The sequence below is a fragment of the Bartonella sp. SL320 genome (assembly GCF_059687635.1).
Genome location: NZ_CM185143.1, coordinates 1,004,323 through 1,030,737 on the forward strand (window position 1 = coordinate 1,004,323; position 26,415 = coordinate 1,030,737).

At 36.8% G+C, this 26,415-nt stretch carries 16 protein-coding genes; 15 read left to right on the top strand and 1 reads right to left on the bottom strand.

Annotated elements, in window-relative coordinates; translation table 11 throughout:
- The first annotated feature begins 3 nt into the window (after nt 1-3).
- The 12 genes from nuoL to AC6ER8_RS04185 all read left to right on the top strand — a co-directional run bounded on the left by nuoL (nt 4) and on the right by AC6ER8_RS04185 (nt 17,861).
- Nucleotides 4-1,968 (top strand): NADH-quinone oxidoreductase subunit L, encoded by a 1,965-nt coding sequence (nuoL, locus tag AC6ER8_RS04130; RefSeq protein ID WP_497079537.1) that lies wholly within the window; start codon nt 4-6, stop codon nt 1,966-1,968.
- Nucleotides 1,968-3,437 carry an NADH-quinone oxidoreductase subunit M gene (locus AC6ER8_RS04135; protein ID WP_497079599.1) on the top strand — a complete coding sequence of 490 codons (1,470 nt, stop codon included), beginning with the start codon at nt 1,968-1,970 and terminating at the stop codon, nt 3,435-3,437. The genes nuoL and AC6ER8_RS04135 overlap by 1 nt, the downstream gene beginning before the upstream one ends.
- A 17-nt stretch (nt 3,438-3,454) precedes the next feature.
- Nucleotides 3,455-4,909 carry an NADH-quinone oxidoreductase subunit NuoN gene (gene nuoN / locus AC6ER8_RS04140; protein WP_497079539.1) on the top strand — a complete coding sequence of 485 codons (1,455 nt, stop codon included), beginning with the start codon at nt 3,455-3,457 and terminating at the stop codon, nt 4,907-4,909.
- On the top strand, nt 4,909-5,718 hold the full coding sequence (locus AC6ER8_RS04145) for a biotin--[acetyl-CoA-carboxylase] ligase (RefSeq protein ID WP_497079541.1): 810 nt from the start codon (nt 4,909-4,911) through the stop codon (nt 5,716-5,718). The genes nuoN and AC6ER8_RS04145 overlap by 1 nt, the downstream gene beginning before the upstream one ends.
- A 55-nt stretch (nt 5,719-5,773) precedes the next feature.
- Nucleotides 5,774-7,450, top strand: coding sequence for a ribonuclease J (locus AC6ER8_RS04150; protein ID WP_497079542.1), 1,677 nt, complete (start codon nt 5,774-5,776; stop codon nt 7,448-7,450).
- Between the two features lie 215 nt (nt 7,451-7,665).
- Entirely contained in the window at nt 7,666-8,991 is a 1,326-nt protein-coding gene (gene proS / locus AC6ER8_RS04155) for a proline--tRNA ligase (RefSeq protein ID WP_497079544.1), read from the top strand.
- 11 nt (nt 8,992-9,002) lie between these two features.
- Complete coding sequence (locus AC6ER8_RS04160) at nt 9,003-10,271, top strand: lipoprotein-releasing ABC transporter permease subunit (protein ID WP_497079546.1); 1,269 nt, start codon at nt 9,003-9,005, stop codon at nt 10,269-10,271.
- A complete protein-coding gene (locus tag AC6ER8_RS04165) occupies nt 10,271-10,951 on the top strand; it encodes an ABC transporter ATP-binding protein (protein ID WP_497079547.1) in 681 nt (226 codons plus the stop codon). The genes AC6ER8_RS04160 and AC6ER8_RS04165 overlap by 1 nt, the downstream gene beginning before the upstream one ends.
- A gap of 68 nt (nt 10,952-11,019) precedes the next feature.
- Nucleotides 11,020-11,307 carry an FAD assembly factor SdhE gene (locus tag AC6ER8_RS04170; RefSeq protein ID WP_497079549.1) on the top strand — a complete coding sequence of 96 codons (288 nt, stop codon included), beginning with the start codon at nt 11,020-11,022 and terminating at the stop codon, nt 11,305-11,307.
- A 5-nt stretch (nt 11,308-11,312) separates the two neighbouring features.
- Complete coding sequence (gene mfd / locus AC6ER8_RS04175; protein WP_497079551.1) at nt 11,313-14,813, top strand: transcription-repair coupling factor; 3,501 nt, start codon at nt 11,313-11,315, stop codon at nt 14,811-14,813.
- Between the two features lie 236 nt (nt 14,814-15,049).
- Nucleotides 15,050-15,919 carry a hypothetical protein gene (locus tag AC6ER8_RS04180; protein ID WP_497079553.1) on the top strand — a complete coding sequence of 290 codons (870 nt, stop codon included), beginning with the start codon at nt 15,050-15,052 and terminating at the stop codon, nt 15,917-15,919.
- Nucleotides 15,920-17,249: 1,330 nt separating this feature from the next.
- Entirely contained in the window at nt 17,250-17,861 is a 612-nt protein-coding gene (locus AC6ER8_RS04185) for an invasion associated locus B family protein (protein ID WP_497079555.1), read from the top strand.
- An 82-nt stretch (nt 17,862-17,943) separates the two neighbouring features.
- Here the strand turns inward: AC6ER8_RS04185 and AC6ER8_RS04190 are convergent, their stop codons facing one another.
- Entirely contained in the window at nt 17,944-20,547 is a 2,604-nt protein-coding gene (locus tag AC6ER8_RS04190; RefSeq protein WP_497079557.1) for an Rne/Rng family ribonuclease, read from the bottom strand.
- A gap of 600 nt (nt 20,548-21,147) precedes the next feature.
- Here AC6ER8_RS04190 and AC6ER8_RS04195 point away from each other — a divergent pair.
- The 3 genes from AC6ER8_RS04195 (at nt 21,148) to prfB (ending at nt 26,308) form a co-directional block, all read left to right on the top strand.
- Nucleotides 21,148-22,377 (top strand): N-acetylmuramoyl-L-alanine amidase family protein, encoded by a 1,230-nt coding sequence (locus tag AC6ER8_RS04195; protein ID WP_497079559.1) that lies wholly within the window; start codon nt 21,148-21,150, stop codon nt 22,375-22,377.
- Nucleotides 22,378-22,544: 167 nt separating this feature from the next.
- Entirely contained in the window at nt 22,545-25,010 is a 2,466-nt protein-coding gene (locus tag AC6ER8_RS04200) for a penicillin-binding protein 1A (protein ID WP_497077528.1), read from the top strand.
- A 169-nt stretch (nt 25,011-25,179) separates the two neighbouring features.
- A protein-coding gene (prfB, locus tag AC6ER8_RS04205; protein ID WP_497077529.1) for a peptide chain release factor 2 occupies nt 25,180-26,308 on the top strand; the annotation gives its coding sequence in 2 pieces (ribosomal slippage) (nt 25,180-25,248 and nt 25,250-26,308; 1,128 coding nt in all).
- The last annotated feature ends 107 nt before the right edge of the window (nt 26,309-26,415 follow it).

Below are 26,415 nucleotides of genomic sequence, written 5' to 3' on the forward strand. Positions count from 1 at the left end.
GTGATGTATCATACAATTGTCTTTCTTCCGCTTTTGGGTTTTTTAATTGCTGCACTTGGTGGAAAAACGATAGGAGATCGTGCCAGTGAACTGATAACATGTAGCTTTATGGTGATTGTTGCTATATTGTCGTGGACAGCATTTTTTAATGTTGCACTTGGTCATGCTCCAGTGGTTGATGTGTTGGTCTTACATTGGCTTACCGTTGGTGGTTTAAGCTTTAATTGGGCTCTCCATATTGATACATTAACAGCTGTTATGCTTATTGTGGTGAACAGTGTTTCAGCATTAGTGCATATTTATTCAATTGGTTATATGCATCATGATCCTTCAAGATCTCGTTTTTTTTCTTACCTTTCTCTTTTTACATTTATGATGCTGATGTTGGTGACATCCAATAATTTGATTCAGATGTTTTTTGGTTGGGAAGGTGTAGGGCTTGCTTCTTATTTGCTGATTGGTTTTTGGTTCCAACGCGATTCTGCAAATAAGGCTGCAATGAAAGCTTTTGTGGTCAATCGTGTTGGAGATTTTGGTTTTCTCTTAGGAATTTTTAGTATTTTCGTTTTATTTCAATCGGTCGATTTTGCCTCTATTTTTGCAAAAGCTGCAGACAATAGCTTTGTACAAAATATGACATTTTTAGGTTGGCAGCTTAATGGACAGGCAGCACTTACCATTACATGTCTTTTATTATTTATTGGTGCGATGGGAAAATCAGCACAATTTCTTTTACATACTTGGCTTCCTGATGCAATGGAGGGACCTACGCCTGTATCAGCACTTATTCATGCTGCCACAATGGTCACAGCGGGTGTTTTTATGGTTGCGCGCATGTCACCCATTTTTGAACTGTCTTCAATTGCTTTGACCGTGGTTATTATTGTTGGAGCAACAACAGCGTTTTTTGCTGCAACTGTGGGGTTGGTGCAGAATGATATTAAGCGTGTTATTGCTTATTCTACATGTTCTCAACTTGGGTATATGTTTGTGGCATTAGGCGTTGGGGCTTATGGTGCTGCCGTTTTTCATCTTTTTACGCATGCTTTCTTTAAAGCCTTATTATTTCTAGGTGCGGGTTCTGTCATTCATGCTGTATCTGATGAACAAGATATGCGAAAAATGGGGGGATTACGCAAGCATATAAAGGTCACTTATTGGATGATGATGATCGGAACTATTGCATTGACCGGTGTTGGAATCCCAGGAACACTTTTCGGAACCGCTGGTTTTTTCTCCAAAGATGCGATTATAGAGTCTGCTTTTGCATCCCATAATATTGCTTCAGGATATGCTTTTTATCTTCTTGTTTTTGCAGCTTTTTTGACAAGCTTTTATTCATGGCGGCTTATCTTTATGACATTCCATGGAAAGCCACGGGCAACGGTTGATGTTATGCACCATGTTCATGAGTCACCTCCAGTTATGTTAGTTCCACTCTTTATTTTATCTCTTGGAGCAATATTTGCTGGTGTTGTTTTTCAGCCTTACTTTTTTGGTGATCTCTATGACACTTTTTGGAAGGGCGCATTGTTTACAAGCAGCCATAATCACATTCTTCATGATGCCCACCATGTTTTTAATTGGGTCAAATGGTCACCCTTTATAGCAATGGTTCTTGGATTTATGTTCGCTTATTTATTCTATATTTCTTTTCCATCCCTGCCTAAGAAAATGGCTCATGCCATGCCAAGAATATATCAATTTCTTTACCAAAAATGGTATTTTGATCAATTATATAACTTTTTGTTTGTTCGTCCTACCTTTAAAATTGGTTCCTTTCTTTGGAAAGTAGGGGATGGTAAAATTATTGATGGCCTAGGTCCTAACGGTATTGCTGCGCGGGTTGTTGATATTACAAATAGAGTTGTTCGGCTGCAAACAGGCTATCTTTACCACTATGCATTTGCGATGCTTATAGGTATTGCATTGCTCATTACATGGATGATGATCGGGGGCGTAAACTAATGACCGATTGGCCTATTCTTTCTACGGTTACATTTTTGCCACTTGTTGGTGTGCTTCTGATTTTGTTTATCAAAGATGATAGTGAAGCAGCACGCCATAATATACGTAATGTTGCATTTTTTACGACGATATTTGTTTTTATTATTTCTTTAATTATTTGGATAGGATTTGATTCCACTAATCCAGACTTTCAAATGGTTGAAAAATTCAATTGGCTAGGAAATGGCATTAGCTATCATATGGGGGTTGATGGTATTTCTATTCTTTTTGTTGTTCTTTCTGCTTTTCTCTTACCTTTCTGTATTTTAGCAAGTTGGGAAAATGTTAAAGAGAGATTAAAAGCTTATATGATTGCTTTTCTTCTTCTTGAAGTTGCAATTATTGGAGTCTTTTGTGCTCTTGACGCAATATTGTTTTATGTTTTTTTTGAAGGCAGCCTCATTCCAATGTTTATCATTATAGGGGTGTGGGGTGGAGCACGTCGTGTTTATGCAAGTATCAAGTTTTTCTTATACACTTTACTTGGTTCAGTGCTTATGTTGGTTGCTCTTATGGCTATGTATTGGCAGGCAGGAACACTTGATATACCAACTTTACTCAATTATCAGTTTCCGGCTCATATGCAAATGTGGTTATGGCTTGCCTTTTTTGCTTCTTTTGCTGTTAAAATGCCAATGTGGCCAGTTCATACTTGGCTTCCTGATGCGCACGTGGAAGCACCGACCGCAGGTTCTGTTATTTTAGCCGGTGTCTTACTAAAATTAGGGGGATATGGTTTTCTTCGTTTTTCTTTACCGATGTTTCCTATTGCCTCAGCAGATTTTGCACCTTTTGTTTTCACATTATCGCTTATCGCTATTATTTATACCTCGCTCGTTGCACTTGTTCAAAGTGACATCAAAAAACTTATTGCATATTCCTCAATCGCTCATATGGGATATGTAACGATGGGTATTTTTGCTGCGAATGAACAGGGGATACAAGGGGCTATTTATCAGATGTTATCACATGGAATTGTTTCTGCGGCTTTATTTCTTTGTGTTGGGGTGATCTATGATCGCTTGCATACGCGTGAAATTTCCGCGTTTGGTGGTTTAGTCAATAATATGCCCAAATATGCTGTTGTTTTCTTAATTTTCACGATGGCAAATGTCGGACTCCCTGGAAGCTCAGGATTTTTAGGTGAATTTTTAACCTTAATAGGTGTTTTCCAAGTAAATAAATTGGTTGTTGTTTTAGCAACAACAGGTGTTATCTTATCAGCTGCCTATGCCCTTTATCTTTATCGGCGCGTGGTTTTTGGCTCCTTGGATAAAGAGAATTTAAAAGTGCTGGTAGATCTTTCTTCAAGAGAAAAATTTATTCTTTATCCGATGGTTGTTCTTACAATATTCTTTGGTATCTATCCAACGCCAATTCTCAAAGCGACGGCGTTTTCCGTAGAAGCCCTCATCAATAAGCTACACTAGATAAGGGAAGAATTCTTATGCAAAGTGAAATAATAACGCAATTAGTTTTAATTCTTCCGGAAATCTTAATTGCATTAGGCGCCATCATATTGCTTATGATTGGTGTTTATTCCAATGGACGTGCTTCTTTAACAGTGACAGGTTTAGCCATGGCGCTTCTTGTGGCAACCATTATTATTCTCATCGTTTTTCCGAAGACAGGCTCATTTCAAACCAATGCGCTTATTATTGACTCTTTTGGTCGTTATATGAAAATTTTAATGCTCATTGGCGCGCTCTTTTCTCTTATCATGTCTGTTGGCTTTGCGAATGCGCAAAAGTTTAATATATTTGAATTTCCCGTGCTTGTTCTTTTAGCAACCCTTGGCATGATGTTTATGATTTCAGCAGGTAATATGCTATCGCTTTATATGGGGTTAGAACTGCAATCCTTAGCATTATATGTTTTAGCAGCGATTAATCGTAATAATGTGAAATCGTCCGAAGCTGGTATGAAATATTTTGTTTTAGGCGCATTATCTTCAGGATTATTGCTTTACGGTATTTCTTTACTTTATGGTTTTACCGGTCAGATTGGTTTTCACGAAATTGCTCTTGCTTTAAAAGGTGAAAATTTACAATTGGGGGTCATTTTTGGAATCGTTTTTATTTTAGCTGGTTTGGCTTTCAAAATTTCTGCGGTTCCATTTCATATGTGGACACCTGATGTTTATGAAGGAGCACCAACACCGATTACAGCATTTTTTGCCGGTGCCCCTAAAATTTCTGCAATGGCTTTAATCATCCGTATTATTGTAATAGCCTTTATTCCACTAGGGCGTGTTGATGGTGTGATGCCTGCATGGCAACAAATTTTGGTTTTCATGGCGCTAGCATCAATGATACTTGGTGCGTTTGCTGCAATTGGTCAAAATAATATTAAGCGTTTAATGGCTTATTCATCGATCAGTCATATGGGCTATGCCCTTGTTGGTTTATCGGCTGGAGATATGCTAGGGGTAAAAAGTGTTATTCTTTATATGACCATTTATCTTGGTGTTACGCTTGGCTCATTTGCTTTTATTCTTGGAATGCGATCTCAGAGTGGTAATGTTGAAAATATTTATGATCTTTCAGGATTAGCAAAGACAAATCCATTTATGGCGATTGTCATGACAATACAGCTTTTCTCTTTAGCCAGTATACCCCCTATGGCTGGTTTTTTTGGGAAGTGGTATACATTTTCTGCTGCTGTTCATGCAGGTTTAACACCGCTTGCGATTGTTGGTATGATAGCTTCTGTTATTGGCGCTTTTTACTATTTGCGGGTCATTAAAATTATGTGGTTTGATGACGCAAAAGCGCATTTTGTTATTTTATCAAAAGAGCTTCAGTTTTGCCTCGGTCTTTCTGCATTATTTATTTTATTTTACACCTTTTTTGGAATTTGGTTTGCTGAATTGGCAGAAAAAGCAGCCGCTGCATTATTTTAATGAATATGGTCTCTATTTTATCAGATTTTGCACAAAAGCAAGGATACACTGTTCAGTCGTACGAAAGTGTAGATTCCACAAATCTCATTGCACAGAGAAAAGCGCATGCTGGTCATTGTGGTTATCTTTGGATTGTTGCACAAGAACAATCACAAGGAAGGGCAAGAAGGGGGAGGTCTTGGTCTAGTCCAAAAGGGAACCTTTATTCTAGTCTTTTGTTAATTGATGATATAGCTCATGAAACAGCTGCACAGCTTGGTTTTGTTGCTGGAGTCAGTGTTGTAGAGGCAATAAAACAATTTATCAAAGATGAAAAGCAAACAAATAATATTGTGCGCTTAAAATGGCCAAACGATATTTTACTGAAAGGTGCTAAAAGTTCTGGAATTTTGCTTGAAATTTTTAAACTATCATCAGGAAAATATGCATTGGTTATTGGTATTGGAATAAATGTGAAATATAATTATGAAGATGCACCCTATCCTACTTCAAGCTTATGGGATATCGGTTTGCATATTGAGGCAGAGCAGTTATTTACGGTTTTGACGGAATCTTTTTCTAGAAATTACCTTCTTTGGAAACAAGCAAAAGGATGTGAAATAATCCGAAATAAATGGCTTTTATATTCTGCTCATCTTGGAAAACATGTCAAAATTGTGAATGATAAAAAAATCATAGAGGGTATTTTTGATGGCCTTGATCGTGATTTTAGCTGTATTATCAAGCAAGAAGATGGAAGACAAGCTATTGTAACATCTGGGGATGTACATTTTGGTTCGGCTGCTTCAGTTCATGCGGGATGTTATTAGTTTATAAAAGTTTATTACACGATCAGATTATCTTAAATCATTGAGGAGCTATTGTATGGTTGCAGCCTGTGAGAATGAATTTGTTTTTGTCCCCTTGGGAGGTGTCGGTGAGATAGGGATGAATTTGGCTGCTTATGGATTTGGCTCCCAAAATTTTCGTGAATGGTTGCTGGTTGATATGGGCGTTAGTTTTGCGGGTTCTGAATTACCAGGTGTCGATCTTATTCTTCCGGATATTCGTTTTCTAGAAAATGAAAAACATAATATACGGGGTCTTGTTTTAACACATGCACATGAAGATCATTATGGGGCTGTTCTTGATTTATGGCCAAAGTTACAAGTCCCACTTTACTGTACAGCTTTTACGGCAGGGTTATTGGAAAGCAAAAGGCAAGCCGACTTTATGTCTCATAAAATGTCATGCAATATTTTTCAAGCAGGAGACTGTTTACAGGTTGGACCCTTTGCTATAGAGGCTATTGCTGTTAACCATTCAATACCAGAGTCTGTATCTTTAGCCATTACAACATCTTTGGGGACTGTCGTTCATACCGGTGATTGGAAAATTGATCATACCCCTTCGCTCGGGGCTATAACGAATGAAAAAAGATTTCGAGCTTTAGGTAATGAAGGTGTTTTAGCCTTGCTTTGTGATTCCACAAATGCGTGTCGGGATGGTATATCCCCATCAGAAGAGCAGGTTCAAAACAGTCTTTCTGAGGTTATTTCAAAAGCTGAAGGGCGTGTTGCAATAGCAACTTTTGCTTCTAATATCGGTCGGATACGTTCTATTGCTCTTGCTGCTGAAGCTGTTGGGCGTAAGGTTCTTGTTATTGGGCGTTCCCTTAAGAGAACGATTATGGTTGCACAAGAGCTTGGTTATATGGATGGGTTAGCGCCATTTATAACGGAAGATGATTATGGTTATATTCCACGAAAAGAACTTGTTTTAATTGTCACAGGGAGTCAAGGTGAGCCATGTGCTGCTTTGGCTAAACTGTCACGTGAGGGGATGAGGAATCTTGCGCTTTCTGCTGGTGATACTGTTATTTATTCATCACGAAGCATTCCAGGAAACGAAAAAGCAATTCTTGAGATACAAAATCGTTTCATCGATTTGGGTATTAAAGTTATTACGAATGAAGATGCACTGGTTCATGTTTCAGGTCATCCCCGTCGTTCAGAACTTTTACAGATGTATGATTGGATAAAACCGCAGATACTTGTGCCTGTACATGGTGAGGCAATACATCTTACGGCTCAAGCAGCTTTAGCACGTCAAGCAGGGATTAAAATGGTTAGAGATATCCGAAATGGCCATATGTTGCGTCTTGCACCAACGCCTGTAGAAGTTATTGATCAAGTGCCTGTTGGTCGTATTTATAAGGATGGCTGTCTTCTTGGAGATGAGTATGAGCTAGGAATTCGTGAACGTAGAAAGTTAAGTTACGCTGGTCATGTTGCTGTTTCTCTCCATATGAATAGTAAGCATGAATTATTAGGGGATATTGGTTTAACAACATTGGGATTGCCTGAAACTAATGGAGAGGGGGAAAAATTGAAAGATATTCTTTTAGATATTGTAGAAAATACAGTTTATAATATTCCACGCATGAAACGAAAAAATAATGAACTTATTCGAGAGGCAACACGACGTGCAGTGAGAGCAGCTGTTTATGAAATTTGGCAAAAAAAACCTCTCTGCACGGTTTTTTTACATCAGTCAAAATAAAGCATTTCCAGATTACATTATTTAAAAAGAGAAGAGCATTTTTATTTTACTGCTTAATTAAGAAAAATAGAGATTAAAGCACAACAAATTTTTAAACAATAAGATCGTTATATTTGCAAGTATTCAGAATGCAGTTATAAATGCAGTTATAGATGAATAGAGGGTATGTTAAATTGTTTCAATATGATAGATCTGAGTAGGAGTTAATTATTTCAATGCGTCTTTCTCAATATTTCCTTCCACTTTTAAAAGAGAATCCTAAAGAAGCAGAGATTGTTTCTCATCGTTTCATGTTGCGTGCTGGGATGATTCGACAACAAACATCAGGAATTTATTCTTGGCTTCCTTTGGGAAAGAAAGTGCTTGATAAAGTTTGTAAAATTATTCGTGAAGAGCAAGAGCGTGCTGGTGCAATAGAAATATTAATGCCGACAATTCAATCCGCTGATCTTTGGCGTGAAAGCGGTCGGTATGATGATTATGGTTTGGAAATGCTCCGCATTAAAGATCGTCAAAAGCGTGATTTACTTTATGGTCCGACCAATGAAGAGATGGTGACAGATATTTTTCGCTCCTATGTGCGTTCTTATAAAGATCTTCCGCTTAATTTGTACCATATCCAATGGAAGTTCCGTGATGAAATTCGCCCACGTTTTGGTGTAATGCGGGCACGAGAATTTTTAATGAAAGATGCTTATTCTTTTGATCTTGATTATGAAGGTTCTAAAACATCCTATAATCGTATGTTTGTTGCTTATTTACGCACTTTTTCTCGCCTTGGTTTAAAAGCAGTTCCCATGCGTGCTGATACAGGTCCAATAGGGGGGGAACTTAGTCATGAGTTTATCATTTTGGCTGAAACAGGAGAGAGTGCGATCTTCTGTGATAGACAATTTCTTGAACTTAGCGTTCCCGACAGTTCAATCGATTTTAGTAATAAAGCTATTTTAGATGATACTATTAAACAGTGGACATCTTTTTATGCAGCGACAGAAGAAATGCATAATGAGAAAGAGTGGGCTAAAGTTTCTGAAGAAAATCGTCTTTCAGCGCGTGGTATTGAGGTTGGGCATATTTTCCACTTCGGGACGAAATATTCTGCTCCTATGGGAGCAAAAGTTATGGGACAAGATGGAAAAGAGCATGTGGTCTCTATGGGATCTTATGGTATTGGACCTTCACGTCTTGTGGCGGCCGCTATTGAGGCTTTTCATGATGAAAAAGGAATTATTTGGCCAAAATCAATGGCACCGTTTGATTTTGGCATTATCAATATGAAACCCGATGATGAAAAATGTACAAAGGCGTGTGAGTTTCTCTATAAAGGATTAAAAGATGTCGGTTTTGATCCATTATTAGATGATAGAAATGAACGCCCTGGATCAAAATTTGCAACAATGGATTTGATTGGTTTGCCAACTCAAATTATTATTGGTCCCAACAGCATTGCACAAAATGAAGTTGAAATTAAAGATCGAAAAACAGGTGCAAAAAAATCTCTAAAGGTTGAAGATGTCATCAGCCAACTTTCTATAATTTAATAGGAAATGTTATGAAGAGGCTGAAAAATAAATGGTTTTCGTCTTATGAGTGGATGATCGCTTTTCGTTATATGATTCCCAATAAAAAGCATGCTGTTGCTTCTGTTATTTCAATTATTTCTCTCATTGGGATTATGTTGGGAGTCTTCGCTCTGGTTGTTGTTATGGCAGTGATGAACGGCTTTCGTACAGAACTTCTTAATCGTATTCTTGGTATGAATGGGCACCTTATTGTCCAAACAGTTGATTCTGGTTTTGATGATTATAAGAGTCTTATTTCTTCTTTAGAAGCGACAAATGGTGTGAAATTTGCTTTGCCTGTTATTGAAGGTCAAGCGCTTGTTCAAGGTGAAGTTCAAGGTGGTTCTGGTGCATTAGTTCGCGGGATGCGCAAACAAGATCTAGAAAAGCTTAAAACAGTCTCTCAAAACATTAAATTAGGATCAATTTCTCGGTTTGATCAAGAAGAAGGTGTTGCAATTGGAAGTGGCTTAGCAGAAAAATTGGGACTTACCGTTGGGAGAGATCTTCGTATTATTTCCCCCAATGGTGATGAAACTCCTTTTGGTGTTACACCGCGTGTGAAAGCTTATAAAGTTGTTGCGATCTTTGAAGTTGGTATGTCTGAGTATGATTCAATATTCGTTTTTATGCCTCTTCATGAAGCACAAATGTTTTTTAATTTAGGCGATAAAGTTCAATCTTTAGAGCTCTTTTTAAACGATCCTGATGCTGTTGATCAAATAAAACCTGTTGTAGAAAAAGCCATTGATCAACCGATCTATTTAATTGATTGGCGTACACGCAATCAGGCTTTTTTTTCAGCCTTACAGATTGAACGGAATGTTATGTTTTTCATTCTTTCTCTAATTGTTCTTGTTGCTGCTTTGAATATTATTTCAGGGCTCATTATGCTTGTAAAAGATAAAAGCCATGATATTGCAATTTTACGTACAATGGGTGCACAACAAAGTGCGATTTTGCGTATATTTATCATTACAGGAATGATGATTGGTTTTATTGGAGCAATATTGGGGTTAATTTTGGGTATTATTGCGACCTTGAATATTAATCATATTCAAGACTTTATATCTTGGTTATTTAATGTCGACGTATTTAATCCTCAACTTTATTTCTTAACAAAACTGCCTGCACAAATTGAGTGGAAACAAACTGTCTTGGTTGCTATGATGGCTTTATTCTTGTCATTTCTTGCTGCTCTCATTCCGGCATGGCGTGCTGCTAAGCTAGATCCTGTACAAGCCTTGAGGTATGAATAATGACAGCAATTTTAGAGCTTGTAGAGATTGAAAGACGCTTTTTTGAGAGTGATAAGCCGCTTATTGTTTTAGATAAAGCGAATTTTATTCTTAATCGTGGAGAGCTGGTTGCACTTGTTGCACCCTCTGGTGCAGGAAAATCAACACTGCTTCATATTGCTGGGTTATTAGAAAAACCAACCGCTGGTGATGTGATGTTACGAGGTATTTCTTGTGCAAAGCGCTCTGATCGTGAGCGAACAGCTATCAGACGAAATGATATTGGTTTTGTCTATCAATTTCATCATTTACTTCCAGAGTTTACGGCTTTAGAAAATGTTATGATACCGCAAATGATAGCAGGATTAAAAAAGCCCATCGCAGAAGATCGTGCGCGTAAATTATTGACGTATCTGCGTATTTCTCATCGAGCACACCATCGTCCTTCAGAATTATCGGGAGGAGAGCAACAACGTGTTGCTATTGCACGTGCTGTAGCAAATGGACCATCAGTTCTTCTGGCAGATGAACCTACAGGGAATCTTGATCCCGTAACTTCAGCTTATGTCTTTCAAGCTTTATCTGTTCTTGTTCGTCAATCTGGTCTTTCTGCTCTTATTGCAACACATAATTATGCTTTGGCAAAGCAAATGCATCGTCGAATTACACTTAAAGAACAAAAGATTATTGAGCTTCCTTAAAGGAAAGATATAAATTTTAATTCTTAAAGATTGAACAGTTTATATTAATTTATTAAAGGAGTCTTTTTATGACAGCTTTTGTTGTTGACAAAAATCAACTGGATGCGCGTCGTCGCCGGTTGGTTTTTCGTGCATGGCATCGTGGTATTCGTGAAATGGATCTCATTTTTGGACATTATGTTGATTCTCATATCACTGAGATGAATGATAAAACGCTCTGTGAACTTGAATATATTATGTCTTTTGATGATCGTGACTTGCTCACATGGATTACCGGAGAAATTGCACCACCTTCTGAAGTTGATAGTCCACTTTTTCGTGATATTGCCAATTATCGTAATCGCTTAAATTGTTGATTTTTATGCCTATATTTAAAAAAAATGTCATTCCCCCCAATAGTTCTGTTCCTATGATTTTTGATGGCGTTACAGATGGATTTGAAGCCTTTGCTCTTGCACAATTAAGTTCAGAAATTGCACAAGGTAAACCCCTCATCTATGTTGTTCGAGACGGCACAAAAATTGCTCATTTACAACAAGTTTTAAATTTTATTGAACCCAATTTGCCGGTATTTCAATTTCCTGCATGGGATTGTTTGCCTTATGATCGCGTATCACCAGGAATTGCTATTATGGCACGTCGATTATCGGCGCTGGCACATATAGCCAATTTACGCAAAAATCCACATTCTGCAATTATATTAACAACAGCCAATGCGATTATGCAAAAATTGCCTCCCCGTGAAGTGATAGAAGCTCAGCTTATTCACGCACATGTTGGTCAACGCCATAACATGGGGCATTTCATTCAATTCCTAGAAACCAATGGCTTTGAACGCGTTACGGTTGTCCGTGATGTTGGTGAATTTGCTGTAAGGGGAGGAATACTTGATATCTTTTCTCCTATGGATATTGAACCTTTACGCCTTGATTTTTTTGGAGATACCCTAGAAAGTATCCGCGTATTTGATCCAGAAAGTCAAAGAACAACACGTCAAAAAACTGAACTTTTATTACAGGCAATGAGCGAGGTTGTTCTTACATCAGAATGCATCAGCCGTTTTAAAAGCAATTATACCCGTACATTTGGTATATCACAAAAAAATAACATGCTTTATGAAGCAATTGCTCAAGGTCGGCGTTTTGCTGGTATGGAACATTGGCTTCCATTTTTTTATGAAAACCTTGATAGTTTTTTTGACCATTGTGGCGATTTACCCCTTGTTTTTGATCATCTTATAGAAGATGTGTTCATTGAACGTTATCGCCTTATTGAAGATTATTACAGCGCACGTAAAGAGCGCGAAAATGATAAAGAAAATTCGACTTCGTATCATCCAATAGACCCTAATCTTCTTTATTTAACGCCAGAGCGTGTTTTAGAATGCGTGCAACAATTTTCACAGCGTATTGATTTTTCGCCTTTTAATATTCCACAAAGTTTGGAACAAACAGTTATTCACGCACAAGTTAAACAGGGGTATGATTTTGTCAAAGAGCGTAATGCGCAAGAAAAAAATGTTTTTTCAAGTGTTATTGATCACATCGCATCTTTACGTGCTGATGGCAAAAAAGTGCTTTTAGCGTGTTGGAGTGAAGGCTCTCTCAATCGTTTGGTACAAGTTCTTGAAGAGCATGGATTGAAAAAAATAGATGTCGTAAAATCCTTGCAAACTGTCAAAGCAACCCCACGAGATCGCATATTAGCCGCTGTTATCATGATAGAACATGGTTTTGAAGCTGAAGATTTAGCTATAATAGCAGAGCAAGATATCCTTGGGGACCGCTTCATAAGATCGCCAAAGCGGCGTAAGAGCAATACAAATTTTATTTCTGAGATTTCTGCTTTAAATTCTGGTGATCTTGTTGTGCATATCGATCATGGCATTGGCCAATTTGTTGGTCTAAAAACCATTACAACCACTGGAATTTTGCGAGATTGTCTTGAAATAAAATATGCTGGAGGTGATTTACTTTTTTTACCTGTTGAAAATATAGAGCTTCTCTCGCGTTATGGCTCAGAAGGAACAGAGGTAACTTTAGACAAATTAGGAGGTGTTGCTTGGCAAGCACGTAAAGCTCGTCTTAAAAAACATCTATTGGAAATGGCAGGGCAATTAATCCGTATAGCTGCAGAGCGGACAACACGTGCTGCGCCTGCTTTATTACCACCAGTTGGACCATTTGATGAATTTGTTGCTTGTTTTCCCTATGAAGAAACGGAAGATCAAATGAATGCCATTGATGCTGTATTAGATGATTTAGCCGCAGGTAAACCGATGGATCGCTTGATATGCGGTGATGTTGGTTTTGGAAAAACAGAAGTGGCTATTCGAAGTGCTTTCGTTGCAGCATTAAATGGTTATCAAGTGGCTGTTGTTGTCCCAACAACTTTACTTTCACGTCAGCATTACAAAACGTTTGTTTCGCGTTTTCAAGGATTACCAGTTAAAATTGGTCATGCTTCAAGGCTTGTAAAAGCGAAAGAACTTGCACAAGTTAAAAAAGGTCTTTCAGATGGTACAATTGATATTGTCATTGGAACCCATGCACTCTTAAGTGGTGCAGTCAATTTTTCACGGTTAGGTCTTCTTATCATTGATGAGGAACAACATTTTGGGGTAAAACACAAAGAGCGCTTAAAAGAGCTCAAAAGTGATATTCATGTTCTGACACTTTCAGCAACCCCTATACCACGAACTTTAGGATTGGCATTATCAGGGGTACGTGAACTTTCACTCATCACAACTCCCCCTATTGATAGAATGGCAGTTCGTACTTTTATTTCACCATTTGATGCACTTGTTATACGCGAAACATTGCTTCGAGAATATTATCGTGGTGGACAAAGTTTTTATGTTTGTCCTCGTATTTCTGATCTGGCTTTTGTCGAAGAATATCTCAAAACCCATGTACCAGAACTTAAATTCATTGTGGCTCATGGACAAATGCCGGCTGGACAACTTGATGATATTATGAATGCATTTTATGATGGGCAATACGATGTTTTGATATCGACCACCATTATTGAATCTGGTCTTGATATTCCAACAGCCAATACGTTAATTGTGCATCGTGCTGAGATGTTTGGTCTTTCTGCACTCTACCAATTACGCGGGAGGGTAGGGCGCTCAAAACAACGTGCTTATGCACTCTTTACATTTCCATCTGGTAAAGTTTTAACGCCTGCGGCTGATCGTCGTCTTAAAGTTTTACAATCTCTTGATACATTGGGGGCAGGATTTCAATTGGCAAGTCACGATATGGATATTCGTGGTTCAGGCAATTTTTTAGGTGAAGAACAATCAGGACATATTAAAGAAGTTGGATTTGAGCTTTATCAGAAAATGCTTGAAGAAGCTGTTGCTGAATTAAAAGATGGAGAGCTCAGTGAGGATAAGCAATGGTCACCTCAAATCTCACTCGGTACAACCGTGATGATACCAGAAAGTTTTGTACCTGATTTATCATTACGCATGGGACTTTACCGACGCTTGACAGAACTCGAGAATTTAGAACAGATTGATGAATTTGCAGCGGAGTTAATCGATCGTTTTGGTCCTTTACCTCTTGAAGTTCAACATATCCTTAAAGTCTTTTATATCAAAACATTGTGTCGAAAAGCAAATGTAGAAAAATTAGATGCTGGACCAAAGGGTATAGTTCTACAATTTCGCAATAACTATTTTTCCAATAGTGTTGCTCTTGTTCAGTGGGTAGGAAAACAAGGTTCAATGGCAAAAATTCGTCCGGATCAAACTATTGCTCTTATTCGGGATTGGGCTAAAGTTGATGAAAGACTTATTGGGGCAGCAACGATTATGACACAGCTTGTAGAAATGACAGAACAGCATTCTGTTTAAAGAAGTTTCTTTAATTTTTAGAATGATGCCTTATTTTTATAAAACTATATAAAAATAACCAGTTATTAGTTTTTTATAAGAGAAAATTAAAGTTTATAATAAAAAGGATTCCTTACATCTTTATTATAAGACGTATTGATATAATGAGAAAAATAGCTTAGACAGCATAACCGCAATAATAGCATTTACACATAAGTATTTTCTGTCAATTCTCTAAAAATTTAAACCAAGATAACATGTTTTCTTCATTACAAAAGTTTTTAACGATTATTTTTTTGTTACTCTCTTGCATATATGGCCTAAAAAGTGCTCATGCTGAGTTTAGTTTAACCGAATTATCGCTTTCTGGTTTAACGCTTGATGAAAAATATAAACGTATTAAAGAAAGACTACAAGTTATTGAAAAAAGGATGAAGTTTATTGAGAAGACATTTGCTGATTTAACGCTTTCGCAAATACGCTCTCATAATATAGAGCATGATAGGCTTATACAAGAACAAAAAGATCTTAATGAAGAGCGTTATAAGCTTGATTCAAAACTAGATGATTTAGCGAAACAAAAGACGGAATTGGCATATAGAGCGCATAGAGCAAGAGAGTATAGAATAGGGGAATATGAAGATAAAATAAGTCAAGTGAAAAAATATCTAAAATCTCGAAGCGCTTATGAATTAGGAATAAGTAGTGATGCAAAAAATGCAGAGATTCTAAACGATAGAGCGATTGATGAAACTGTTGAGTATTATCCCGTAATTATGCTTTCTTGTAAAATTCAAGAGAGTATGTTGTACAGTGATGTAGGGGCTTTGTTACGAAGAGATTTTGGTTGGAAACAAGAAGATTTTTCTTGGGCAAAAGACGCAATTAATTCAATAGATCCTGCATTAATCAAGCACTTTGAAGAAATAATGCTGATTAGTGCCTCAGATTTTGAAGAACATGTAATTAATAGTATAAAGAATATGATGATACGCAATCCTGAGAATGTAAAAAGCATACCATCATTATGTAGAAGTACGAGAGAAATATATAATATAATGCTTCCAGAAAAAAGAAAGAGTATTATGAACCGTATGCTTTCTCGTGTTATGGAGTGGTTCAATTAAAGGATATTTTTTTACAATGTGTGAAAAGTATAAAAATATTCAATTATTATCATAATAATATACTTGAAGAGTTTGATAAAAATAGCGCTATAAGAACAGTAAAAAAATCTTAAGTAAATATAGTGACATTAAAATAATATAGTAAATAATAGAAAAGGCTTTAATCTATTTATATCAAGCATATAGTAGCTTCTATCTATGACTTTAGAAAGAACAGCTTAGAGTCTTAATGCTTTTTGTGTTTACAGAGATCAATAATCTTTTGATCTTATTAAGAAAGGATACTTATTCAAAGTTAAAAAGATCGGATAAATATTTTCTTATGAATAGGATGTTTCTTCTTTCTGTAATTCTGTTATCAAGAGTGTGTTTTTAGCTTGTTCATTTATATGATATATGAGCAGTGTTATTAAGACAGCGGTCTATGATTTTATTCAGTTCATTTTTTATCATTCAGATTCATAATGTTTTTTGCTTTATTGGGCCGTATGTTTGCTAAAAGAAGTGGAAATTTATAAGTTTTTAAATGAAAAGGGATTTCTAATTTTATTTTTAAGATAGATTTATCGTAAATTAAAACAGTTTTAATTGTTGTCGATTTTTCAGTAAAAAATATGTCATTTTAATGAAGAAAAAAGATAAACCACATATATTTTCATTTTATTTCAATATCTTAGTGAGATGAGTGTAAATATAGCTTTATGATAAAGATGTAGGGCTATTGTTTTGTCAACAAAAGCAGAAAATAGTCCGTTAGCAAAAAGCTTTCTTTCTGTTCTTGGGGCTGTTATTCGAAGTTTCAGATAATGAGCAGCTTTAATCCCTCAAATGCTGAAATCATATCATAAATGACTTTAATGACTTTATTTTCGTGTATGACAAAACAGATAATAAAAATAGTAAAACTTTTTCGATGTTTTGGGGCTTTTGGGATTGTAGTATTTGTTGCTAAGGCTCTATAATATCGTTCAAGAGTCATTTTAGTGTAAAGAATTTAAATTCGTAAAGATTTTTAGACGAGCATGGGAGTTTATTGTAATTAATATTGCAATATTGATTCGTTTGTGTAATCTTAGCTGCGATGCACAGAGGTGTTTTATGGATTGATTGCGTCAAACACGGGTGTGATAATAGGGGAATGCTATATCGGTGTATAAAATTAAAATGCTCGTCATAGTTATTTTCTATAAATTTGACTTTTTTTTTTATATTAAAGTAAAAATAGTAAAATTAAGTATCATTTCATTATAATTTAATAAATTTAAGTTGGAATTATATTTAATATTTTTTTGAAATTACTTAAAAGCGCGTTGAAAGGATTAACTTAATCATGTCGCATAAAAATGTTTATTCTGCTGTTTCAGTATTGGTTGGAGCTGCTGCCCTTTTTCTTATAGCTGGTATTTCTGCAAATGCGCAAACTTTATCGCAAGGTTGGTACAAAGTTTGCAGTAAGCAGCATGATGTTGATATTTGTAATACAATGAATACGGTATTATCGAATACGGGACAACCTTTAACGGCTTTTAATATTGTTGAAATAAAAGGGAAGCAAAATGAAAAACGTATAGGTATTCAAGTGCCTACAGGTCGTTTTTTGCCAGAAGGTGTTCACATTCAAATAGGTGATGGCTTCTCTAAAAAAATTCCCTATATCATTTGTAATGGACCAAGTTGTATTGCTAATGATGTCTTAGATGATAAGCTTATCGCAGCCATGAAAAGTGGTACAAAAATGGTCGTAACCACTGTTAATTTCCGTGGTTCAGCTAATCCTATTGAATTTTCTCTTAATGGATTTACAGCTGCATATACCGGTCCTGGTATGGAAGAAAAAGATTTTCAACAAGAGCAAATAAAGCTGCAGCAAGCCATTCAATCAAAGCAAAAAGAAATTGAAGAGCGTATGCGGGCTGAACAAGAAAAAGCAAAACAAAAATAATACACACAATACCATAGAATTAATTGAACTTTTTCTATAATTTCTTATTTAAACCGCCACAGTTTTCTGTGGCGGTTTTTTCTTAATTTTTTGTAAGAGTTCTGCGTTTCCACCAACCAACACGCTCAGTTTTGGAAATATCATTAGGCGTAGATGAGACAACAACGGGTTGGTTAATTATTTCTTCAATTGGGGAAGGAGAGGATTCAACAACTTTCTCCGGTTTTATTACAGTTTCTTCCTCTAAATCTTTTTGCGTTGTCTCTTTAGAGGATGATTTTTTACGTGTTCTCCGTGTTGTTTTTTTACTATTTTCAGGAATTTTATCCTCTTCCTCAATAGGTTTATCTTCTTTTTTTGTTTTTGTTTTACGTATCAAACGGGTTTTAGGCTTTTCTTCAAGAGAGTTTTGTTCTGTAGTATTTTGATCATTCTCTAGAGAAGGTTGACTTTCTACTGCTTTTGAAGAACGTGTTTTACGTTTTTTAGGTTTAACACTTGGATCAGTTTTCGCCGTTTCATCTTGTCGTTTTATATTGAGAGCTTGTGTATCATTTTTCATTTCTTCACGTTGAGAAGATGGAACACGACGTTTGCGATGTTCTGCTTTAATTTCTGCTAAAGCTTGTTTAGCAAAATCTCCCACTGGTTCTGCATAAGGAATGCGTGTCTGATAAGAACTATTATCTTGATTACGTCGACCACCTCGACGTCCTCGACGACGTCCTCGACGATGAGAATCATTACTCAACGTCTCTTCTTTTTTATGAACGATGGGGGGAGAATGATCCGTGATTTGATCGTGATGATTTTTGCGCTGACGTTTTTGGTTTGTTTCAATGGAAGAGGAATTTTCAACAGTTTCACTCTTCATAAAAGCAGAATCTTCAATTTCTTGCTTATTATCATCTTCTAATGAAGGTTGAGATATGCTCTGTGCTATTGTGCCTTTAGAAATAACAAGATGCTGCGTTCCAATACTATCATCTGCTTCAATACTAATATTAAGTTTAAAGCGAGATTCTAAATTAACAAGAGTATTGCGCTTATGATTTAACACATAAAGCGCTGTTGCTACGGGTGTACGTACGATAATATTATATTGCGAATTGTGAAGAAGATATTCTTCAATTGAGCGCATGACATGTAAAGCAATTGATGATTTAGAACGTATATTTCCTGTTCCCGCGCAATGGGGGCAGGGCTGTGTTGTACTTTCTAAAACCGATATGCGAATACGTTGACGACTCATTTCTAATAGGCCAAAATGTGAAATATGACCGACTTGAATACGGGCACGATCGTTTTTTAAACAATCTTTTAATTTTTTTTCGACCAGTCGCACATTGCGTTCTTCAAGCATGTCGATAAAATCAATCACAATTAAACCGGCAAGGTCACGTAAACGTAATTGACGAGCAACTTCTTCTGCAGCTTCAAGATTCGTTTGTAAGGCTGTTTTTTCAACAGAGAATTCTTTCGTGGAGCGGCCAGAGTTTACGTCAATAGCAACAAGGGCTTCTGTTTGATTAATAACAAGATAACCACCAGATTTTAAAGAAACTTGTGGTTGCAACATTTTATCAAGTTGAATTTCAATATTATTTCTTGCGAAAATGGGGGTTGGGTCGCGATAAGGTTGTACAACTTTTGCATGGCTTGGCATAAGCATACGCATAAAATCTTTTGCTTCACGATATCCTTGGTCTCCAGAAACAAGAATTTCACTAATATTCTTATTATAAAGATCTCGTATAGAACGCTTTATGAGATTGCTTTCTTCATGAACAAGGCATGGTGCTGTTGATTCGAGCGTCAAATTGCGAATGGTATCCCATAACCGCATAAGATATTCATAATCGCGTTTAATTTCAGCTTTTGTTCTATTGGCACCTGCGGTTCGCAGGATAACGCCCATACCCTTTGGAACGGCTAATTCTTTTACGATTTCCTTAAGACGCTTACGGTCTTGCACATTGGTAATTTTTCGTGAAATGCCACCGCCACGTGCTGTATTGGGCATGAGAACAGAATAACGGCCTGCCAAAGAGAGATAGGTTGTAAGTGCGGCACCCTTGTTACCACGTTCTTCCTTGATGACTTGCACCAGCAAAATTTGACGTCGTTTAATGACTTCTTGAATTTTATATTGGCGCCCTTGTTTTCTTTGATAAGTTGGGAGCTCTTCACGGATATCTTCAGCACCAACCATTTCAATCTCATCATAAGAAATATCCGTTTCTTCTGTATCATCAACTGTTGTTGCTTCGGATGTGACATCACTTTCAACATCAGCTGCTATGACATTATTTTTTTCTTTTTTCTTTGTTTTCCTGGAACGCTTTTTATTTTTTGTGGCTTCTTCCGTAAAAGAATCAGCAGAATTTTCTCCTACAGTCGCTTTTTCTTCTTCTTCAAGGAGAGCAAGGCGATCAGCAACAGGAATTTGATAATAATCCGGATGAATTTCAGAAAATGTCAAAAAACCATGACGATTTCCACCGTATTCAACAAAAGCTGCTTGGAGAGAAGGTTCCACACGTGTAATACGTGCAAGATAAATATTCCCCTTGAGCTGTTTTCTATGTTCTGATTCAAAATCAAGTTCTTCAATTTTGTTGCCGTGAACAACAACAACACGCGTTTCCTCCGGATGGGAGGCATCTATAAGCATTTTGTTTGACATAAGTTAATATCCTGAAGGCGACACGCACAATTTTATTCAAACGAATGGTATAACTATTCGTAAACATAAAAGGCTGTCTGCCATAAAAGGGAGGTACCAGAAAAACAGGACGGAATACTACGTGCAGATGCATAAATGCATTTACACCATTTCTCATCATTATTTCCATCCGTTTTGTATGACTCATATTTTTAAAAAGTCTCCGGTAAAATAATCTTTAAAACAGTTCGGGTATCCGAACCAACGAATCTTAAGTGATGCAATCCTAATGTTATAACATAGAAGTTTTTCATCCATAACAAAGTCTCAACGCATAATACGCAACAACCCCTCTGAAGACAACTTACTATACATTATAGATAATTTAGATGGCTATTATCAGCTAGGAAGCATAAATATTCTTTTATGTTGATATCATGCGTTTGGCAAGTAACAATGTAAATCAGATACCATGATAACACCTTTATTACCTTAAATTTCATTTTAGGCTGTTTATAACGAAGAAAGTGAGTATTTATTGAAAATTAAAGAATAAGTTGAGGCGTCGTTTTTATAGAGCCAAAATAAATTATTATACATGGAATGTAGAGTATTTTGCTTATGATAAGAATTTTTTTTACCAAAAGTCTGACAACAGCCTATTGGAATATTATTATGAAATTCACATACTTTTTATTATTTTTTTTGGTATTCCAAATCAGTGCTCAAGCAGCAGATCCTTTAAGACTTATTAATTTTCGAACCATTGGTGATAATGTTCACACACGTATTATTGCGGTTTTTAATTCAAAACCAAATGTTCGTTTGCAGATTTTGGATAGACCTGCACGTTTGGTTATTAATTTACCGATAATTGACTTTTCGATGCAAAATACATCTTTAAAGAAACAGAATAAATTATCTGTTATGCTCTTAGATATGCGTTATGCTTTCTCTGACATACAGACTTCACGCATTATTTTGACAAGTAAAACGGCTTTTACTGTTGAAAGGAGCGTTGTAAAAAAATTAGATAATGGCTTATGGCAATTGCTGATTGATATTCGTAAAAGTACACAAGAAAAATTTGATGAGATATTAAAGAATCAACAAAAGATTAATTTTGATATAAAAACGCCATTATTTCCAGTCCAGAATTTTCGTGTTGTTCTTGACCCTGGTCACGGTGGTATTGATGGCGGAGCAAGGGGTGTAACTGGAATCTTAGAAAAAGATGTAACTTTATATTTTGCGCGTGCATTGCGAGATGAATTACAAAAGGACCCGCATATTAGTGTTGTTTTAACGCGTGATTCCGATATCTTTTTAAGATTAAGTGAAAGAGTTAAAAAAGCGCAAGAATTTGATGCTGATCTTTTTATATCCATTCATGCCGATACGATTGATGTGCATTCTCTCCGTGGTGCCACAGTATATACCATATCAGATAAAGCTTCTGACGCGATTGCAAAATCTTTAGCTGAAAATGAAAATAAAGTTGATTTACTTGATGGTTTACCTGCTGATGAAACGCTTGAAGTTACAGATATTTTGATGGATCTTACGCGGCGTGAAACACATACATTTTCGGTTAATTTTGCCAATAGTGTTATTTCAAATTTATCAAAGAGTCATATTCATTTGATCAATAACCCTCATCGTTATGCTAATTTTCAAGTTTTAAGAGCTTCAGATATTCCCTCTGTCTTGATAGAGATAGGATATTTATCCAATAAAGAGGATGAAAAGTTATTAAACGACCCTCATTGGAGAAAACAAATGGCAGCCTCTATTGCTCATTCTATTCGTCAATTTGCTGATTATCGGCAGAAAATGGTACAGCCTCTTTAAATTTGTAAGAAAATAGAGTAATCAATATGGGATTTTAGTGTATCCTAGTCTAAATAAGATAGAAAACAATTTTTCTTTATCTCAATCTTGTAGCGATATCTACGTAATGTGGTTGAGGTAACATATTTTTTCTTTGATCAATTCTTAAGAAAGCGATAGCTGTTTTTATGATGATTTTTTTGAGATATCTTCTTCGTTTTTTTGTTGCTACTGGGCTTTGTGGCGCAATAATATGGGGTATTATGACCAGTGGTCAAGCAAATGCACTTCCTGATTATGAAGTTCTTTCACTTTATGAGCCACCGGTAATGACCCGTGTCCATGCTTCTGATGGAAGTCTTATGGCAGAGTTTGCAACAAAACATCGCCTGTATTTACCGATTCAATCAATCCCAAAGCTTGTTAAAGATGCTTTTATTTCGGCTGAAGATAAAAACTTTTATCATCATTTTGGTTTAGATCCTGAAGGGCTTTCTCGCGCTTTGATCAATAATATTCGTAATATTGGTTCTGGAAGACGTCCAGAGGGTGCATCGACCATAACACAACAAGTCGCTAAAAACTTCCTTTTAAGTTCAGAAACAACATTAGAGCGTAAATTTAAAGAAGCTATTTTAGCAATGCGTATTGAGAAAACTTACTCAAAAGATCATATCTTGGAGCTTTATCTCAATGAAATTTACTTAGGTCGAGGTACTTATGGTATAGCCGCTGCTTCTTTGACTTATTTTAATAAATCCGTCAATGATTTGACATTAGAAGAATGTGCTTATTTGGCGGCTCTTCCAAAAGGACCAGCCAATTATGATCCATTTAAGAATACACAGCGTGCTATTGATCGGCGCAATTGGGTTATAGACCGGATGGTTGCCAATGGCTATGTAACGCGTGAACAAGGTGAAAAAGCGAAAGCTAAGCCTTTAGGAGCGACAATCCGAGGAAGTGATAACTATGTTTTTGCGGCTGATTATTTTACTGAAGAAGTACGCCGTCGTTTAATGCATCGCTATGGGGCGAAAACACTTTATGAAGGTGGGTTATCCATCCGTACAACGCTTGACCCGCATTTACAACTTATTGCTCGGCGCGCTTTACACAATGGATTAGTTAAATTTGATCATTCGCAAGGATGGCGTGGCGCTTATGCGCATATTGATCAGAAAGGTGATTGGGGGGAAGAGCTTGCGAATATCACGGGCTTAAGTGATGTTCCTGAATGGCGTTTAGCCGTTGTTCTTTCTGCTAATCCCAATAAAGTAGAGATTGGTTTACAGCCACAGCGCAAAGCTTCAGGGATGCTCTCAAAAAAACGTGAAATTGCTATTTTATCTGAAGCTGATTCAAAATGGGCTCTCCATGTTGTGAAAGAAAATGGTTATCGAAGAACTGTTCAGAGCTTGTCTCATGTTCTGCACGTTGGAGATGTCATTTTTGTTGAAAAGCTACCCAATACAAATAACATTTATCGTTTACAACAAATTCCAAAGGTTGAAGGTGCCATTGTTGCTATGGAGCCTCATACGGGGCGCGTTCTTGCGATGGTAGGAGGCTTTTCTTTTGCAGCATCTGAATTTAATCGAGCAACACAAGCTTATCGTCAACCGGGGTCTGCTTTTAAGCCTTTTGTCTATGCGGCCGCACTTGATAATGGATATACGCCAGCATCGGTTATTTTAGATGGTCCCATCGAAGTTCGCCAATATAATGGTGAAGTTTGGCAACCTAAAAATTATGGTGGTACCTTTGCAGGACCTTCAACATTACGTTATGGTATTGAACGTTCTCGTAATCTTATGACAGTAAGGCTTGCCAATGATATGGGAATGCCTCTTGTTGCTGAATATGCAGAACGTTTTGGTATAGTCGATAAACTACAGCCTTATCTTCCCATGGCTTTAGGAGCTGCTGAGACAACTGTATTACGAATGGTTACGGCTTATTCTGTTATTGCCAATGGGGGACGTTCTATTAAACCTTCTTTGATAGACAGAATTCAAGATCGTTATGGGAAGACAATTTATCGTCATGACGATCGGATTTGTGAAAATTGTAATGCTCAGACGTGGAATAATCAACGTGAGCCCACATTGATTGATGAAAGAGATCAAGTTCTTGATCCTATGACAGCTTATCAGATTACTTCGATGATGGAAGGGGTTGTCCAACGCGGTACGGCAGCGCGTTTACGTTATCTTAATCGACATATTGCGGCTAAAACGGGAACAACCAATGACTCTAAAGATGTCTGGTTTATGGGGTTTACGCCGGATCTCGTCGTTGGTGTTTTTATTGGTTACGATCAACCCGCTCCATTAGGATATAATGGAACGGGAAGTTCATTAGCAGCACCTATTTTTGGTGAGTTTATGGCAGATGCTTTGAAGGGAAAGCCAGATGTTCCCTTTAAGATGCCAAAGGGTATGATTTTAATGCCCATTAATCGGAAAACAGGGATGCTTGCAGAAAGAGGAGATCAAGATGTCATTATAGAGGCATTTAAACCGGGGACTGGCCCTGCTGATATATATCAAGTCATTGGAGGTACGAATTCTTTTCAAGAAGGTGTTCCTGCAGTAACCACTTCTCCACAAGTCAATAAAGCTCTTGAAAGTGGGACAGGTGGTCTGTATTAATTGACAAAATCTCCTTTGCCATGAATCTTGTTTTTTTCTATTTTTTTAGAGTATCGGTTCTGTAAATAGAATGATAAATTCGCGCCATTTCTTTCTAGAATCTATTAGATTTGTGTAAAATATTAAGAGATATAACCAGAACGAGTATTAAAAAATACGGTGTTAGATTATGCGAGCAGAAATAGAAACATTAGTTGATGAAATTCAAAAAGCAATTCAATTGCTAAGGGGGCATCTTTGACTGGGATCAATCATTAAAGCGTCTTGAATATCTTAATCAAAAAGCAGAAGATCCTACACTTTGGGATGATGCGCAACAAGCACAGGATATGATGCGTGAGCGTCAACGTCTTGATGATTCAATCAATGGCCTTTTATCATTTACAAAAACACTTGAAGAATGCATAGAGCTCATTGCGATGGGGGAAGAAGAAAGTGATGTTGAAGTTATCGCTGATGCGGAAAATTCTATACGTAATCTTAAAAATGAAATTGATAAAAGGCAGATTGATGTGCTTCTTTCAGGAGAGGCCGATCCTAATGATACCTATTTAGAAATTCATGCTGGGGCAGGAGGAACAGAAAGCCAAGATTGGGCTTCTATGCTCTTGCGCATGTATATGCGCTGGGCTGAACAGCATGAAATGAAAGTTGAGCTATTAGAAATTCATGATGGAGAAGAAGCAGGAATAAAATCAGCGACTATTCTTGTAAAAGGGCATAATGCTTATGGATTGTTGAAAACAGAATCAGGCGTTCATCGCTTGGTACGAATTTCTCCCTTTGATTCGAATGCAAAGCGTCATACCTCTTTTGCGAGCATTTGGGTTTATCCGGTTATTGATGACAATATTGAAGTTGATGTTTCAGAAGCAGATGTGCGTATTGATACATACCGTGCATCGGGAGCAGGAGGGCAACACGTTAATACGACAGATTCTGCTGTTCGCATCACACATATAAAAACGGGTATTGTTGTTCAATGTCAAACTGAGCGTTCTCAGCATAAAAATCGTGCTACGGCTTGGTCGATGTTACGGGCACGTCTTTATGAAGAAGAGCTCAAAAAAAGAGAAGAAGAAACCAATGCTCTTGAATCTTCTAAAACAGAAATCGGATGGGGGCATCAAATTAGATCTTATGTTCTTCAACCTTATCAGCTTGTAAAAGATTTGCGCACAGGCGTTGAAAATACTGATCCACAATCCGTCCTTAATGGGAACTTAGATGCATTTATAGAGGCCGCACTTTCTCAACGTATTTATGGAAAAGACAAAGAAATTGAGGAGCTTCATTAGTTTCTCCTTAAAGCTGTGCAGATTTACTTTTTAAGCTGTTTTCTTGAACTATGTCGTGATATTATGATGGCTCTTGATCTTTGAGAGGTTCAGAGGATTTGTTTTTT